Origin of the sequence: Pseudomonas sp. SCA2728.1_7 (assembly GCF_018138145.1) — a bacterium.
Taxonomy (GTDB): domain Bacteria; phylum Pseudomonadota; class Gammaproteobacteria; order Pseudomonadales; family Pseudomonadaceae; genus Aquipseudomonas; species Aquipseudomonas koreensis_A.
In genome coordinates, this window is record NZ_CP073104.1 from 6422672 (window position 1) to 6438511 (window position 15840).

General features: G+C 58.5%; 16 protein-coding genes. 9 read left to right on the plus strand and 7 right to left on the minus strand.

Features of this window, described 5'->3' with window-relative positions:
* Positions 1–693 precede the first annotated feature (693 nt).
* Entirely contained in the window at positions 694–1317 is a 624-nt protein-coding gene (locus KBP52_RS28675; RefSeq protein ID WP_095121155.1) for a glutathione S-transferase, read from the plus strand.
* Between the two features lie 132 nt (positions 1318–1449).
* On the opposite strand, the gene KBP52_RS28680 is transcribed toward KBP52_RS28675, so the two are convergent.
* Entirely contained in the window at positions 1450–1890 is a 441-nt protein-coding gene (locus KBP52_RS28680; protein WP_008084932.1) for a CBS domain-containing protein, read from the minus strand.
* Positions 1891–2088: 198 nt separating this feature from the next.
* On the opposite strand from KBP52_RS28680, the gene KBP52_RS28685 reads away from it, so the two are divergent.
* On the plus strand, positions 2089–4449 hold the full coding sequence (locus KBP52_RS28685; RefSeq protein WP_212621487.1) for a DNA polymerase II: 2361 nt from the start codon (positions 2089–2091) through the stop codon (positions 4447–4449).
* Here KBP52_RS28685 and KBP52_RS28690 read toward each other — a convergent pair.
* The 3 genes from KBP52_RS28690 to KBP52_RS28700 form a co-directional block, all read right to left on the minus strand.
* Complete coding sequence (locus KBP52_RS28690) at positions 4414–4884, minus strand: DUF1810 domain-containing protein (protein ID WP_212621488.1); 471 nt, start codon at positions 4882–4884, stop codon at positions 4414–4416. The genes KBP52_RS28685 and KBP52_RS28690 overlap by 36 nt on opposite strands.
* 25 nt (positions 4885–4909) lie before the next feature.
* On the minus strand, positions 4910–5731 hold the full coding sequence (locus KBP52_RS28695; protein ID WP_212621489.1) for an aldo/keto reductase: 822 nt from the start codon (positions 5729–5731) through the stop codon (positions 4910–4912).
* A 155-nt stretch (positions 5732–5886) separates the two neighbouring features.
* Complete coding sequence (locus KBP52_RS28700; protein WP_137219499.1) at positions 5887–7035, minus strand: aldose epimerase family protein; 1149 nt, start codon at positions 7033–7035, stop codon at positions 5887–5889.
* 278 nt (positions 7036–7313) lie between these two features.
* On the opposite strand from KBP52_RS28700, the gene KBP52_RS28705 reads away from it, so the two are divergent.
* From KBP52_RS28705 to KBP52_RS28720, 4 genes are all read left to right on the plus strand, one after another.
* Positions 7314–8063: a hypothetical protein gene (locus KBP52_RS28705; RefSeq protein ID WP_212621490.1), complete on the plus strand. Its 750-nt coding sequence runs from the start codon at positions 7314–7316 to the stop codon at positions 8061–8063.
* A 176-nt stretch (positions 8064–8239) separates the two neighbouring features.
* On the plus strand, positions 8240–9454 hold the full coding sequence (locus KBP52_RS28710; protein ID WP_212621491.1) for an MFS transporter: 1215 nt from the start codon (positions 8240–8242) through the stop codon (positions 9452–9454).
* Between the two features lie 229 nt (positions 9455–9683).
* Positions 9684–10469, plus strand: a complete 786-nt coding sequence (locus KBP52_RS28715) for a sulfite exporter TauE/SafE family protein (RefSeq protein WP_212621492.1) — start codon at positions 9684–9686, stop codon at positions 10467–10469.
* A gap of 7 nt (positions 10470–10476) precedes the next feature.
* Positions 10477–10803 (plus strand): hypothetical protein, encoded by a 327-nt coding sequence (locus KBP52_RS28720; RefSeq protein ID WP_212621493.1) that lies wholly within the window; start codon positions 10477–10479, stop codon positions 10801–10803.
* 36 nt (positions 10804–10839) lie between these two features.
* On the opposite strand, the gene KBP52_RS28725 is transcribed toward KBP52_RS28720, so the two are convergent.
* Positions 10840–11304 (minus strand): GNAT family N-acetyltransferase, encoded by a 465-nt coding sequence (locus KBP52_RS28725; protein ID WP_212621494.1) that lies wholly within the window; start codon positions 11302–11304, stop codon positions 10840–10842.
* Between the two features lie 208 nt (positions 11305–11512).
* Here KBP52_RS28725 and KBP52_RS28730 point away from each other — a divergent pair, with 208 nt between their 5' ends.
* Positions 11513–12076 (plus strand): DUF4174 domain-containing protein, encoded by a 564-nt coding sequence (locus tag KBP52_RS28730; RefSeq protein ID WP_077573718.1) that lies wholly within the window; start codon positions 11513–11515, stop codon positions 12074–12076.
* 176 nt (positions 12077–12252) lie between these two features.
* On the opposite strand, the gene KBP52_RS28735 is transcribed toward KBP52_RS28730, so the two are convergent.
* Complete coding sequence (locus tag KBP52_RS28735; RefSeq protein WP_212621495.1) at positions 12253–13386, minus strand: AAA family ATPase; 1134 nt, start codon at positions 13384–13386, stop codon at positions 12253–12255.
* A 478-nt stretch (positions 13387–13864) separates the two neighbouring features.
* Here KBP52_RS28735 and KBP52_RS28740 point away from each other — a divergent pair, with 478 nt between their 5' ends.
* Positions 13865–14191 (plus strand): DUF6124 family protein, encoded by a 327-nt coding sequence (locus KBP52_RS28740; RefSeq protein WP_077573717.1) that lies wholly within the window; start codon positions 13865–13867, stop codon positions 14189–14191.
* A gap of 16 nt (positions 14192–14207) precedes the next feature.
* Complete coding sequence (locus tag KBP52_RS28745; RefSeq protein WP_007918666.1) at positions 14208–14474, plus strand: hypothetical protein; 267 nt, start codon at positions 14208–14210, stop codon at positions 14472–14474.
* An 89-nt stretch (positions 14475–14563) separates the two neighbouring features.
* Here KBP52_RS28745 and ampC read toward each other — a convergent pair whose 3' ends face one another.
* Positions 14564–15730 (minus strand): class C beta-lactamase, encoded by a 1167-nt coding sequence (gene ampC, locus KBP52_RS28750; RefSeq protein WP_212621496.1) that lies wholly within the window; start codon positions 15728–15730, stop codon positions 14564–14566.
* Between the last annotated feature and the right edge of the window lie 110 nt (positions 15731–15840).

Below are 15840 nucleotides of genomic sequence, written 5' to 3' on the forward strand. Positions count from 1 at the left end.
TGGCGGGATAGAGCGGCGTCGTGACTTGCGGCACGGGCACTTGCTGGTGCGCGGCGGACCGATTTGGTGCAGGTCAATGTTTTAGCGGCTCACGGGGCATGTTCCTTGTTGTTGTTTAAATGAAATCACCGTTTGAATTACTGAATAGTTAAAACCTGTGGAGCAGTTTTGGTGCACTTGCAATGGCGCTGAAAGTTATTGTTCGACAATCCTGCTGTCGTTCAATGCACACTGCGTTTGTGCAATAACTGCCCAAGTCTTATTTAAAAAATAAATAGCACGCTGCCGTCGGCCAATAACTCATTGGCGAACGCAGTGCGCTGTCGAGGTGTCAGGTAATAAAGTAAGTGTGAGGGCAGCCGGGACTGTTCGAATGAACTCGGCGGCGAACGGATAAATGCAAAGAGGTTGTGATGCGGCAGAGCGTTTGAAGATTCACGCGGTGAACTCCTTGTTGCCAGCTCGGATACGCGAACTTTTGGTTCGGTATCGCACCTTACAAGAACGCGGATAGCGTTCGATGATTGCTCTTGGTGCGGGATGGGCACCGCCAGCGCTGTTTTGCGAGGTTTGAATTCGCAAGTCGCGAGTGCATGGGAAAACCGTGCCAAAACCGATATACAGACAGAATTTTTCTACATCCGCGCTACAGCCATCTACCCTGTGGCAATGGCCTTTTCGGGGGGATTGGATATGTACCAGCTCTACGGGCACAGAAACTCAGGCGCCGCCGCCATCGAAGCGGCGCTGGAACTGTGCCAGATCGCTTACCGCTTCATTGATATCGAAGCCAGCACCGAAGCCGCCGAGGCGCTGGCCCAACTCAATCCACTCAAGCAGATACCGACTTTGCAACTGCCCGACGGCAGCGCCATCACCGAAAGCGCGGCGATCCTGATTCATCTGGGCCTGACGTTTCCCAAGTCCGGCCTGCTGCCGGTCAGGGCGGATGATCGCGATCAGGCGATTCGCGGCCTGGTGTACATCGTCAGCAATTGCTACGCGGCGATCGGCGTCATCGATTATCCGGAGCGCTGGCTGCTGATGCCCGACGAAGCCTCGCGGCAGAATCTGATCGCTGGCGCGCGTGAGCGCTTGCACTGGAGTTGGGAGGTGTTTGCCGACCAGTTTTCTGCCGAGCTGTACCTGGATGACGAAACGCCGGGGGCACTGGATGTGCTGGCGGCAGTAGTGACGCGCTGGGCCGGCAGCCGCGAGCATTTGCGTCAGACACGACCGGGGTTTTATGCGTGGTTGCAGCGGATTGACCGGCACCCGGTGCTGGCACCGGTCTTCGCCCGGCATTGGCCTTCTTGAACACACCGCAGATTCAAATGTAGGAGTGAGCCTGCTCGCGATAGCGGTTTGTCAGCCACCTTGTTTTTAGCTGACAGACCGCTATCGCGAGCAGGCTCACTCCTACAGGGGGGGGCGGCGGTGTTTTTGGGGTTATTCCCCGCGAATGTACTGCTCCAGCTGTTTGATCAACTCCGCCTGTTCGGCAATCGCTTCCTTGACCAGGTCACCGATCGACAGCAAGCCGATCAGCTTGCCGTTCTCCACCACCGGCAAGTGGCGCAGGCGTTTATCCGACATGATGCCCAGGCAGGTGTCGACGGTTTGATGGGTGTCCACGGTGATCACGTTCGCCACCATGATGTCGCGCACCGGTGTGCCCACGGATGAGCGGCCATGCAGCACCAGTTTGCGCGCGTAATCGCGTTCGCTGATGATGCCGACCACTTTGTCATCTTCGACCACCAGCAAGGCGCCGACGTTTTTCTCGGCCATCTTCATCAGCGCTTCGAGCACCATGTGATCAGGCTTGATCTGGTGCACTTCCTGATTTTTCTGATCTTTGAGCTTGAGCAGTTGGGCGACGGTCTTCATGGCGGTTACTCAGGTGTTGTCGTTGTTCTCCAAGCATCGTAGACGCAAGCGCGCAGGGCAAGGTGGCAAAGCGGCAGATAACACGCAAAAAACGTCATTTGCCGGGTTTTTCCGTGGCTGGCGGCTGTTTATCGTCAGGGTCATCCCAGGCAATGCCGCGTAGAATGCCCCTCTGTTTCAATTCCTGAGGTTGCAGTGGTGGATTTACCGCAGGGCTTCGTCCTGACCCGGCATTGGCGCGATACTCCGGCCGGCACCGAAGTCGAGTTCTGGCTGGCGACCGACGCCGGGCCGCGCCGTGTGCGCCTGCCACATCAGCCGTCGGTGGCGTTTATCCCCGCCGAGCAGCGTGCCGTGGCCGAACGCCTGCTGCACGACGAAAAGAACGTCGAACTGCGTCCGCTGGCCCTGCAGGATTTCGAACATCGCCCGGTGCTCGGTCTGTATTGCCAGCAACACGGCCAATTGATGCGCCTTGAAACCGCGCTCAACCGCAACGGGGTCGACGTCTACGAAGCCGACGTACGCCCGCCGGAACGCTACCTGATGGAGCGTTTTATCACCGCGCCGGTGCGGTTCAGTGGCACGCCCGATGCCGACGGCGTATTGCTCAACGCCCAGCTCAAACCCGACCCCGATTACCGACCGAAACTACGGCTGGTTTCGCTCGACATCGAAACCACCGAAACCGGCGAGTTGTATTCGATCGCCCTCGAAGGCTGCGGCGAACGTCAGGTGTACATGCTCGGTGCGCCGAACGGCGACGCCAGCATCGTCGACTTCGACCTTGAATACTGCGACTCGCGCACGGTCATTCTGAAGAAACTCAACGACTGGTTCGCCCGTCACGATCCCGATGCGATCATCGGCTGGAACGTCGTGCAGTTCGATCTGCGCATCCTCCACGAACACGCGCGGCGCCTTGGTGTGCCGCTGAAGATCGGTCGTGGCGGCGAAGAGATGCAATGGCGCGAACATGGCAGCCGCAATCACTACTTCGCCTCGGCGGCGGGGCGGCTGATCATCGATGGTATCGAATCCCTGCGCTCGGCAACGTGGAGTTTCCCCTCGTTCAGTCTCGAGAACGTCGCGCAGACCCTGCTCGGCGAAGGCAAGTCCATCGACAACCCGTACCAGCGCATGGACGAAATCAACCGCATGTTCGCCGAGGACAAACCGGCGCTGGCCAAGTACAACCTCAAGGACTGCGAACTGGTCACGCGGATCTTCGCCAAGACCGAACTGCTGACCTTCCTGCTGGAGCGCGCCAGTGTCACCGGACTACCGGCGGACAGAAGCGGCGGTTCGGTGGCGGCGTTCACGCATTTGTATATGCCATTGATGCATCGACAGGGCTTTGTCGCGCCGAACCTGGGCACCAATCCGCCACAGGCCAGCCCCGGCGGTTTCGTTATGGACTCGCAACCGGGGCTTTACGAATCGGTGCTGGTACTCGATTACAAGAGTCTTTACCCGTCGATTATTCGTACCTTTCTGATCGACCCGGTCGGGTTGATCGAAGGTTTGCAGCACCCGGACGATAACGATTCGGTGCCGGGCTTCCGTGGTGCGCGTTTCTCGCGCACCCGTCACTGCCTGCCGTCGATTGTCTCGCGCGTTGCCGAGGGCCGCGAGACCGCCAAGCGCGAACATAACGCACCGCTGTCGCAGGCACTGAAGATCATCATGAACGCTTTCTACGGTGTGCTTGGCTCCAGCGGTTGCCGCTTCTTCGATACGCGGCTGGCCTCATCGATCACCCTGCGCGGTCACGAAATCATGCTGCGCACGCGCAAGCTGATCGAAGAGCAGGGCCACGCGGTGATCTATGGCGACACCGATTCGACGTTTGTCTGGCTGCGTCGCCCGCACGGGCAGGAAGAAGCGGCGAACATCGGTCATGCGCTGGTAAAGCACGTCAACGATTGGTGGCGCGTGCATGTGCGCGATGAATATGGCCTGGAAAGCGCCCTCGAACTGCAATTCGAAATTCACTACAAACGCTTTCTGATGCCGACCATTCGCGGCGCGGAGGAGGGCAGCAAGAAGCGCTACGCCGGCCTCGTCACCCGCGCTGACGGCAGCGATGAAATGGTCTACAAAGGCCTGGAAACCGTGCGCACCGATTGGTCGCTGCTGGCCCGGCAATTTCAGCAGGAACTCTACGAGCGGATTTTCCAGCGCAAGCCGTATCAGGATTACGTGCGCGACTATGTGCGTAAAACCCTCGCCGGTGAATTCGATGATCGCTTGGTCTACCGCAAGCGCCTGCGCCGCACTCTCGACGACTACGAACGCAACGTGCCGCCGCATGTGCGCGCTGCGCGCTTGGCTGATGATTACAACGCGCAACACGGGCGCCCACGGCAGTACCAGAATGGCGGCTGGATCAGCTACGTCATCACTCTGGCCGGCCCCGAACCGCTGGAAGTGCGCCGCGCCGCCATCGACTACGACCACTACATCACCCGCCAACTGCAACCGGTGGCGGACGCTATTCTGCCGTTTGTCGACGACGATTTCTCAACCCTGATCGGCGGGCAACTGGGCCTGTTTTGAGTCGAGCAGTTGCAGCGTCCATTCATCGAGAATGCCGTGAAAGTAGCGCTCCAGCGCTTGGGTGAACACGCTGTCTTCAGCGGCAAACTGAGCGAACAGGGTCATCGAGGAATGAAATTTCAGGTCATCGGGATGGCCGAAAACCTCCGCGATCGAGCGCTGTTGCACCTTCAGCACTAACTGCGTGCAAGTCCGCAGGCGTGCGCCGAGCAGTTCATGAGCCAGATAAGCCCGGGCCTCCTCGGCCGAACCGATGGCGTAGCGCCGGGACATTTCACTGCCGCCAAGACCGGCAAATTGCGGGAAGACAAACCACATCCAGTGGCTGCGCTTGCGGCCCTCATCGAGCTCGCGTTGCACGCGCTCGAACACTGGATCCTGGGCCTGGACAAAACGTTGCAGGTTGAACGGGTCGTACTGATCAGTGCTTCTCATCGCGAAGCCCTCGCCAGCCGCTGGCTCAAACCATGGCCAGCCGCTGCTTGCGTTGTGGCGCTTGAAACGCCTGGTCCAGCGCCGCCAGATCCCCGGCCTCCAGTTGCAGTTGCGCGGCTTGTGCATTGAGTTGCACGTGTTCCGGTCGCACAGCCTTGGGAATCGCAATCACACCATCCTGACGCAGAATCCACGCCAGCGAAACCTGCGCGGGGGTCACACCATGACGAGCGGCAATCTCATTCAGCACCGGTTCAGCCAGCATCGCGCCGCCCTGGCCGATCGGACAGTAAGCCATCAGCGGCAGGCGCTGGTGTTGGCACCACGGCAGCAGGTCGAATTCGATACCGCGCTCTTCGAGGTTGTAGAGCACCTGATTGGTCGCGCAGGCCGAACTGGAGAGTTCTTCGAGATCATCGACATCGAAATTCGACACGCCCCAACGGCCGATCTTGCCGTCCTCGCGCAGGCGTTCGAAGGCCTCGACGGTTTCTTCCAGCGGATACTGGCCGCGCCAATGCAACAGATAGAGGTCGATGTAATCGGTGTCGAGCCGCCGCAGACTGCGCTCGCAGGCTTGCGGGATGCCTTTGCGGCTGGCGTTGTGCGGGTAGACCTTGCTCACCAGAAACACCTGATCGCGCAGGCCGGCAATGGCTTCACCGACCACGATTTCGGCACCGCCCTCGGCGTACATTTCGGCGCTGTCGATCAGGGTCATGCCCAGCTCGATCCCCGTGCGCAGCGCTGCCACTTCACGCTTGTGCGCCGAGCGGTCTTCGCCCATGCGCCAGGTGCCTTGGCCAATCACCGGCACCTGCACGCCGGCCAGTTCGAGGGTACGCATGCAAACCTCCTTGCTGAATGTGTCGATACCTTTTAGTGGGCAGCAGGATAGCGCAGGGGTTCAAAAAGCAAAGAGATCGCAGCGTGCCGCAGCTCTTACAGGGGAACGATCAACTGTAGGAGATGCGGCACGCTGCGATCTTTTGATCTTCGTTTTTACTTGGCGGAGAACTTCAACACCACGCTGTGGCTGTAAGCCTGCCCCGGATCAAGCCGAGTGCTCGGGAAGTTCGGCTGATTCGGCGAATCCGGATAGTGCTGAGTCTCCAGGGTAAACGCGCCCCAGTGCGGATAAACCTTGCCACCCTTGCCCTTGACCGTGCCGTCGAGGAAGTTGCTGGTATAGAACTGCACACCCGGTTCCGTGGTGAACAACTGCAGCACGCGACCGGATTGCGGATCGCTCACCTCAGTCGCAACTTTGCCGATATCACCCTTGGTATCCAGTGCCCAGTTGAAATCAAATCCACCCTGTTTCGGCTCGGCGAATTTCAACTGCGGATGATCAGCCTTGATGTGCGTGCCGATTGCGGTCGGTTTGCTGAAGTCCATCGGCGTGCCGGCCACGGGTGCCAGTTCGCCGGTCGGGATCAGTTTGGCGGTGACCGGGGTGTAATGGCTGGCGTGCAGGGTGGCGACCTGTTTGAGGATATCGCCATTGCCGGCGCCGGCGAGGTTGAAGTAGCTGTGGTTGGTCAGGTTGAGCACGGTCGGTTTGTCGGTGCTGGCCTTGTAGTCGATGCGCAGTTCGTTGTTGTCGGTGAGGCGATAGGTCACTTCGGTGGTGAGGTTGCCGGGGAAGCCCATTTCGCCGTCGGCCGAGAGATAGGTCAGGGTCACGCCGACCGAATCCTTGTCCTTGGTTTCCTGGGCTTTCCAGACTTTCTTGTCGAAGCCCAGCGTGCCGCCGTGCAGCGCGTTGGTCTTGTCGTTCTGCGGCACTTGATAGCGCTTGCCGTCGAGTTCGAACGCACCTTCGGCGAGGCGATTGCCGAAGCGGCCGATGGTCGCGCCGAAATAGGCGGTGCCTTTCTGGTAGCCCTGCACATCATCGAAGCCGAGCACGACGTCGTCGAACTTGCCGTGCTTGTCGGCGACTTTCAGCGATTGCAGGGTCGCGCCGTAGGTGATGACGGTGGCTTGCATGCCGTGGCTGTTGCGCAGGATGTATTGCTCGACGGGCGTGCCGTCATTGGTTTTGCCGAAGGCTTTGTGTTCGGCGCTGAGGCCGGCCGCGTTGGCGGAGAGGGTGGCGATCATCAGGGACAGTCCGAGGCCGGAGAGCAGGTGACGGGATTGAAGCATGGTTGACCTTCCTTTTTGTTGTTGTTTTTGAAAGCGGCGTTCTATCGGTATGTTAATCACCGAAAAAACAAAGTAGTCATACTAAATACTCATCAGGTGAAAATTTATAGCTGATTAATCGTTTATTTCAACAATAAAGACAGACTAAATTGCAGGTCGTGGCAGGTGGAAGGACGACCGGGCATTCGGCGCACTGCACTTTTTCGCAATCGGCGGCTCTATCCATGGCCAGGATGCGGTGACTCCCGCCGCACAGGAATGTGCCTGTTCGAGATTTCATGCCGAGAGTTTTTGCCCTGATCACCGCTTTTTTCCGCCGCCCGTGCCTGTTTCTGGCCTGTTTGTCGTTGCTGCTGTTCAGCGGTTGCAGTCACCAGGACGGCAACGGCTTCTTCAACCAGATGCGTGAAGGGAAGCCGCAGGAGTTCCTGCAGACCAGCGTCGACCGCATGGCCACGCTGGCGATGCGCGACAACCTCAGCAGTCTCTATCGCTTGCAGGGCAAGCTGTACTTGCGCAACCCGGAAGAACTGCGCAAGTCAGGCTTTCTCAACATCCATGCGGCCGTGAAACAGGTGCGCCAGGCCATCGAGCAGCAACAGCCGTTGCCGGTGCTTGGCGGTCGCAAGGATCTGGCGGCGCTCAGCTATGCGATGAGTCCGGAGTTCCTTGGCGATCGCGTCGGCGCCTTCATCTATGCGATCGGCAGCATGCTGGTCACCGCCCACGGCAATCGCACCGAGTTCTATATGACGGACGCGATCAACCCGACGTTCGTTCACAACGCTGCACGCAATATCGAAAAAGCCACGTGGATTTTGTCCCAGCGACAGAACAAGGAAGGTCAGCCGCTGCTGTTTTCCAACGAGATCTCGGAGGAGGGCAGCAACCTGAGTTTCGCTACCGAGTTCGGCAAAATCGTCGCGCGACTGGACCTGATCACGCAGATGCTCGATGAGCGTTACCGGCGGATCGGCCTTAACTACGCGCAGAGTTTGCTGTTCCTGAATTTCTTGCCGGTGCAGTGAGTGCAAAGCAACAATGTGGGAGCGAGCCTGCTCGCGAAAGCGGTGGATCAATCAACACTTCATTGCCTGAAAGAGCGCATTCGCGAGCAGGCTCGCTCCTACATTGATCGAATAGCTACGGTTGTTTTTGTATACAATCCGTCACCGCTATTGATCAAAATGGAGCCGCACCCGTCATGACCGACCCCGCCAGCGCCGATTTCACTCGCGTCGACCGCACCGCCCGTGCGGACAAACTGCCCTATGCCGCGTTGCTGGCGTTTGCCATGACCGGGTTCATCGCCATCCTCACCGAAACCCTGCCCGCCGGGTTGCTGCCGCAAATCGGCGCCGGGCTCGACGTCAGCGAAGTGCTCGCCGGGCAACTGGTGACGCTGTATGCGCTGGGTTCGATTGTCGCGGCGATTCCGCTGACCGTCGCCACGCGTGGCTGGCCTCGGCGCCGGGTGTTATTGATGACGGTCGGCGGGTTTCTGCTGTTCAACACTGTCACCACATTCTCCAGTCATTACGGCCTGACCCTGGCCTCGCGCTTTCTCGCCGGGATGGCGGCGGGGTTGTCGTGGGGGATCATGGCCGGTTATGCGCGCGGCATCGTGCCGGTGCATCAACAGGGGCGGGCGCTGGCGATTGCCATGCTCGGCACGCCGGTGGCGTTGTCGTTGGGCACACCGGCGGGGACGTGGCTGGGCAATCTGATCGGCTGGCGCGCGTCGTTCGGGATCATGTCGGCGCTGGCTCTGGTGCTGGCGGCGTGGATTGTCATCGCCGTGCCGGATCGTCCGGGGCAAACCAGTGATGAACGTCTGCCGCTGCTCGAATCGATGCGCCTGCCGGGTGTGCGGCCGGTGTTATTTGTGGTGCTGACGTGGATGCTCGGGCACAACATTCTCTACACCTACATTGCGCCATTTCTGATGCAGGCCGGGCTGGCTGACCGGGTCGATCTGGTGCTGCTGGTGTTTGGCCTGTGTTCGCTGGTGGGGATCTGGATTATTGGCATGCTGGTGGATCGCTGGCTGCGTTGGCTGACGCTGATCAGCCTCGCAGTGTTTGCGTTGACGGCGCTGGTTCTGGCGTTGGCAGCGCCGTCGCCGCTGATCATTTACGCCTGCATGGCGGTGTGGGGATTGTCGTTTGGCGGCTCGGCAACCTTATTGCTCACCTCTGCGGCCGACTCTGCTGGCGATCACGTTGACGTGGTGCAGGCGATGCTCACCACTTCGTGGAACGTGGCGATCGCCGGGGGCGGGTTGTTTGGTGGCTTGTTGCTGGATCGGGCCGGGGCGATGTCGTTTCCGTGGGCGCTGCTGATTCTGTCGCTGATCGCGCTGGCCACGGTGTGGATCAACAAAAACCACAGCTTCAAACCGGGGCGGCGAGTGCATTGATCTAAGGCTCACCAAAAATCCCCTGTAGGAGTGAGCCTGCTCGCGATAGCGGTCTATCAGTGACGAACTCAGTGACTGAAACACCGCTATCGCGAGCAGGCTCACTCCTACAGTAAAGCGATGGTGAGTTCGATATGGCATAACGATAGACCGCATCGATATATGTGGTTATAAGAAAAATCGCTATGCTGCGGGCCAGATTTTTCCTGTCGTTTTTCTGGACGTGTTAATGGAATTGGCGAATTTCGGCCTGGTGATTGCCGGGCTGGTGGTGGGGTTTATTGTCGGCATGACCGGTGTCGGCGGTGGTTCGTTGATGACGCCGATCCTGTTGTGGTTCGGCATCAACCCGGCAACGGCGGTGGGCACTGATCTGTTGTACGCCGCCATAACCAAATCCAGTGGCGTCGTCGTTCATCGTAAAAACAAGAACATCGACTGGGCCATCACCGGTTGGCTGACCCTCGGCAGCGTGCCGGCGGTGGCCATGACCCTGTGGTTTCTCAGCACTTTGCACACCGCGCCGGACGCGATGAACGCCATCATCAAACAGGCGCTGGGTTTCGTCCTGTTCGCCACCGCGCTGGCGATCTTCTTCAAGAAACGCTTGCTCGAGTTCGCCCACAAACGCGCCGGCGGTAACTACAACCCAAGCGGTTCGCGCCTGAACGTGATGACCGTGATCACCGGTCTGATCCTCGGCACCATGGTTGCCCTGACTTCGATCGGTGCCGGCGCTCTCGGCACTGTCGCGCTGTTTATCCTCTATCCGCTGCTGCCGACCCGTCGCCTGGTTGGCACCGAAATCGCCCACGCCGTTCCGCTGACGCTGGTCGCAGGCCTTGGCCACGCGAGCATGGGCAACATGGATTGGGGTGTGCTGGGCTTCTTGCTGGTCGGCTCGCTGCCAGGCATCTGGCTCGGCAGCCACCTGACCGGACGCATTTCCGATGAAGTACTGCGCCCGTGCCTGGCGACGATGCTGGTGCTGATCGGTTACAAACTGGCGTTCTGAACCGGCCATGAGTGAAACCACTGTCCACTGCGAGGGTCGTCTCGCGATCACCGTCGAACCGCGTGAGATGCGCATGAGCCATTGGCTGTATGCGCCGCGGGTAGTCGATCTGCAGCGCCAGCGGGTGCTGCTGGATCTGAGCGAAAGCCAGTGGGATTTGCTCAGTACCGCCGACGAGACGGCCAATGGCATCGAGCTGGTGTTGCGCAAATACCCGGGTGATCGGGCGTCGGTGAGGTTGAGCGTTGAACTCGACAGCGGTGAACTCAAGCTCGGTGGAGAACCCGTCGCCCCTTCGCAATTGCTCTCGGCGCTCGATTCAGCGCTGGACTGAGGCGGCACAGCTTGCGGCGCGCCGCCTCACCACGGGTTAACGCAGAATGACGTATTTCATCACCGTCACCGGCAACTCTTCGTACACCAGCTCCTCAACCACTTCCCAACCCAGCCGCGCATACAGCGACTGCGACGTGTCGGTGTACAGATACAACTCGGGCACGCCCAGCGCCGCCGCTTCTGCAACCACTCGATTGACCAGTTGCGAAGCAATCCCGCGCCCACGTTCCTCAGCTTTTACATAAACGCCTGCCAGCCATGGCGTCAGGTTCGGGCGCAGCTTCAGATCGCTTTCGATCAGCAGCGCGCCGCCCAGTAAACGTGAACCTTCAAGCGCCACCACCACGCTGGGCACGGCACCTTTGCCGCAGGATTCGCGCATGTGTTCGATACGGTCCTCGACGGTTTGCCCGGGACGAAACTCGCCCCACTCCTTGAAGTTGAGCGTGGCCAGTTCTTCGATCAATTCGGGGTGATCGCACAGGTAATCGATGTGCATGCGGGTGAACTCCATTTCATGGGCAGAACCACCACCCTAATGCGGTCATAAAAGGTAATCAAATCCGCGTTGTGATCACCTCGGATATGTTGCGCAATGTCGCGCCTGTCCTAAGCTTCTGACTAGGCGGAAGATATTTGCCGGGTTGTCCCGGAACAATCGCCACGATGCGCAATCATTAGAGCGTGGATATCAAAAGGAGATGCGCATGCTCATCAGGTCATTGACCCTGACACTCTTGCTGGCGATTGCCGGCCCCTTGTTCGCCGCTGACAACGATTCGCCCATCGCCGGGGACATGGGCCGCGCCCGACCGCTGATCGTGATCGCCCAAAGCACGGTCGACCCCGTGTGGGTAGCGCTGAAAAAATCGCTGGAGGATCCCGCCAACAAAAAGGGCGTCACCGACCGCAACATCAAGGTCTACACCATCCTCAACATGTCCGGCCAGCTAGACGGCAAGGACATGGGCCAGCAAGACACCATGGCGCTGCTGCGCTCGCTGAAGCTGGGCGCCGGGGCGTATCCGAAAGTGTTCCTGGTGGGCAAGGACGGCGAGACCAAACTCTCGGCTTCGGGGGAGGAGGCGAAAGCGGTGGATTTGAAGAAGATCTTCGACACCATCGATGCCATGCCAATGGCTGAGAAGGAAGCGGCCGCTGCGGCTCAGGCGCCGGTTGCTGCTACGCCGGAACCGGCAAAAGGCGCGAAGAACGCGAAGCCGACCAAGCCTGCGAAACCAGCCAAGCCGCCGGAAATGCCGGATGACTGATCGCATACTCTTTGAATAAAACACTCTCCCTGTAGGAGTGAGCCTGCTCGCGATAGCGGTGTATCAGTCACCATCAGCGTTGACTGATACACCGCTATCGCGAGCAGGCTCACTCCTACAATGTTTATTGCGTTGCCAGCAGATTTGCGAACACCGAAGCCCTCACAGCAACCTGTCTACCCACGGCTATCGCCCTCATCAAGCAGGTAAACCAGCACACCTTTGGTATCACCTACGACCAGTGGAGAATGCGTGGTCAACACGAACTGGCAATTGGGAAAGGTCGTACTTAACTGTGCAATCAGACCGAGCTGCCATTGCGGATCCATGCGCAATTCCACCTCGTCGATTAGAACAATGCCGTCGCCGTGCAGCGGGTTGTCCATCGACGGGTTCATCATCGCCAGACGCCTGGCCATATCACCCACCAACGCAATCATCGACTTTTCGCCAAGCGAGAGCTGAGTGACATTGAATGTCGCGCCATGTTTGTCGACTGCCATATGCAGATGTGGTTTGCGTTGCACACGCAGGTTGGAGAAGTCCGGCATGAACGCGGCGATGGCCGAACGCACGGCAGTCAACTGGCGGTCGCGGGAGGAGGCTTTCACGTTGGCGAGCGTTTTATAAACGTCGCTGTCAGTACCGAATTTTTCCGCGACTTCAGCCAGTGCGGTGTCGGAAATCCCGTCTTCGTTTTCGCTGTCTTCGCGTTCACGGAACCATTCGAAAAAACCGCGAAAGTCGGCGCCACCGTTGAAACTGGTGTCGTAGCCGTCGAGTTGATCAGAGGCTTGTTTGCTGGTGATTTCAAGCGGGATGTCGAGAACGCAACGTTCGGCTGGGTAATAAGCGATCAGTGGGAGTGAGGCGCTATCGTCGGCGGTGAGTTGAGTGCGGTAGTGGTCTGCAAGCAGTTTGACTTCGTTCAAATATCCACGACCCGAGATTGCACCTTCTTGGCGACTTCGGGCAGCGCCCCATACGAATAATTCGTTTTCGGAACCCGCATCACTGTCAGTTGCGCGCGGGTGCGAAACGTCGGTGATGCCAATCGAAAGGACGGCTCCTGAGGCGCCGTTGCGAATGTCTTCATCGACAAGGTATTTGCCATTGCCTTTATTGGCGCGAATTTTTGCGATCAGCCAGCTCAGACAAATATTCAGGGATTTAAGAATGGTGGTTTTTCCGCTGCCGTTGTTTCCCACCAGCACCGTGATGTTCGAGCGGTGTGTTAGGGTAGGGGCAAACTGAATATCCATGTCTCTAAATTGTCCGACATCCGTAAGCTTCAAACTTTTGATTTCCATCACTGCGCCCTTCGAATGACTGTTTTTTTTGCCCGACGCCATCCTCGTCCAAAGATTGACTCGATGCAGTGTAGATACAACAAATTCATTCGCTAACCCAAAGTCGTTGCAGCATGTGCCGGCGGAAATGTCTGACACAAACCCCCTTCAAGTCCCGTGGATTTTTCCTGCAAGTCGCGGCGGCGGTGGGGAACTGGTGGGTTTTTGAGAGGAGGGATAGTCTTCGTTGGCCGCTGCAAAACACAGTGGTCGGACGTGGAAGTCCGGTTGTCGGTTACATCCATCAATGTCTCAAAAGCGCATGTCGACGTTATTTATGTCAACATCGCCGCGTTTTTGGCGGCTGTGCGCAGGGGCACTTTCGAGTGCGCCGGGTTTTGGTGGATTGGCCTGGTCTTCCACACCTGCGTACAGCTGCCACCCTCATGTGGAAGTGAGAAAGGTAGTTTTTCCTACAATTCACTACGGTACTTCATACATGAAAAAACCAACGCCAAATCCCCCCGAATCCCCCATCGATTCTGGATCCTTCGACGCCAACAACCCCCGATTACGCAACCCGCATCACCCCGATCCCATCAGCCATCTCTTCACCATCCTGCCCGATATCGATACGCCCACGCTGCTCTGCCACGCTTGCGAAACCCTCGCTTCACTGAACGTCCTGACCACTGACCTCGCCTCTGAACTGCAGGGTTCACCGCGCAGCCTTGCCTTGTCGATTCAGCAGTTGGCCGTGCTTGGCGAGTTGCTGGTCAACCGAGCGCTGGACAATCTCGATCCACCGGCGGCGACGCAGCATTGAACAGGGAGGTTCAAACATGACGCGATACATTCCGCTTACCGGGATCGACTGCAAGATTCCCGCTCTGCTGATCGACCGCGAAGCACCGGTGGATGTGCTGCATGGCACGGCGGCTTACCGTTTGCGCTGTGTGACGCAATTAATGGAGACCTTGGCGTTGGGAGATGGCAAGGGACATGATGCCTTGCTGCTACAGGATTTCGCCCGGGTGATGGCGATCCCGTTGCGTGACAGTTGCGACTTGATGGATGTCATCGGCTGGAAGTTGCAGGCGCAGCTTTAAAGACAAAAGATCGCAGCCTGCGGCAGCTCCTACATTGACCGAGTGAAAACCCGATCCTGTAGCTGCCGCAGGCTGCGATCTTTTGATTTTCAGTCAGCGACAGCGCTGAGGATTTTGTGGGCGATCTTCACCCGCTCAGGAATCGGGAAGTTCTTGTTGGCCATGATCACGATGCCCACGTCTTTGCTCGGCACAAACGCCACGTAGGTCCCGAAGCCACCCGTCGAGCCGGTCTTGTTGATCAACACATCTTCAGGTTGCGGTTGCGGCGGATGCAGCCACTGCACCTTGTGCGCCTCTATGGCCATTTCCGTCGAGTTACCCGCCAGCAAACGGTCGAGGCTGATCGGGTAACGGTACATTTCCCAACCCAGGCCCTGGGTCATGTCGCCAACCATGTAGTAACCGGTGTGGGTGTTGGCGATGGTTTTTTGCAGGGACGCTTCAAGCGTTTCAGGCTTCAGGTTGGTTTGAACGTAACGCAGCATGTCCACCGCGCTGGTTTTCACGCCATAGGCCTGCTCGTCCAGCGCACCAGGCGTGACACGCACCGGTTTGCCGTTCTTGTCGTAACCCTGCGCATACAGGTCCATTTGTGCGGCAGGCACGCTGAGGTAGGTGTGCTGCAAACCGAGTTTCGGCAGCAGGGTTTGCGTCATTGCCTGATCAAACGGCTGGCCGAGGCTTTTCGCCGCCAGATAACCGAACAGCCCAAGGCTTGGATTTGAATACTGGCGATGGCTGCCTGCCGGATAAACCGGTTTCCACTGCTGGAAATAGCCGAGCATCTTGTCAGACGAATCCGCGTTGTCCGGGAACTGTAGCGGCAAACCGCCGGCACTGTACGTACCCAGTTGCACCACGCTGATGTTGTCGAAGGCACTGCTTTTCAATTCAGGCCAGAGCAGGCTGGCCTTGGTCGACAGGTCCAGCTTGCCAGTCGCCTGGGCATAACCGGCGAGGGTGGCGGTGAAGGTTTTGCTCACCGAGCCAATTTCGAACAGGGTGTTTTCGCTGACTTTTTGCCCGGTGTCTTTGCTGGCGATGCCGTAGTTAAAGTAATGCGCCTTGCCGTTTACGGTCAGCGCTACGGTCAGGCCGGGAATGTTCTGTTGTTGCATCACCGGTGTCACCGCTGCGTTGACCAACGCTTGCAACTGCGCATCGTCGGGCACGGCGGCGAAACAGGAATTTGCGCCGAAGAGCAGACCGAAAGCGGCGCAGGAAATGACTTTGCTCGATTGAATGGATGACATGAATGAACCACTCTCCATGAGTGTTGATGATGTTATCCCGCTACACTGCGGGCGATTCGTTCGTTGGGCGACTGATCAGCGCCGCCAATCTAGTTAGTGCGAAGCCAATC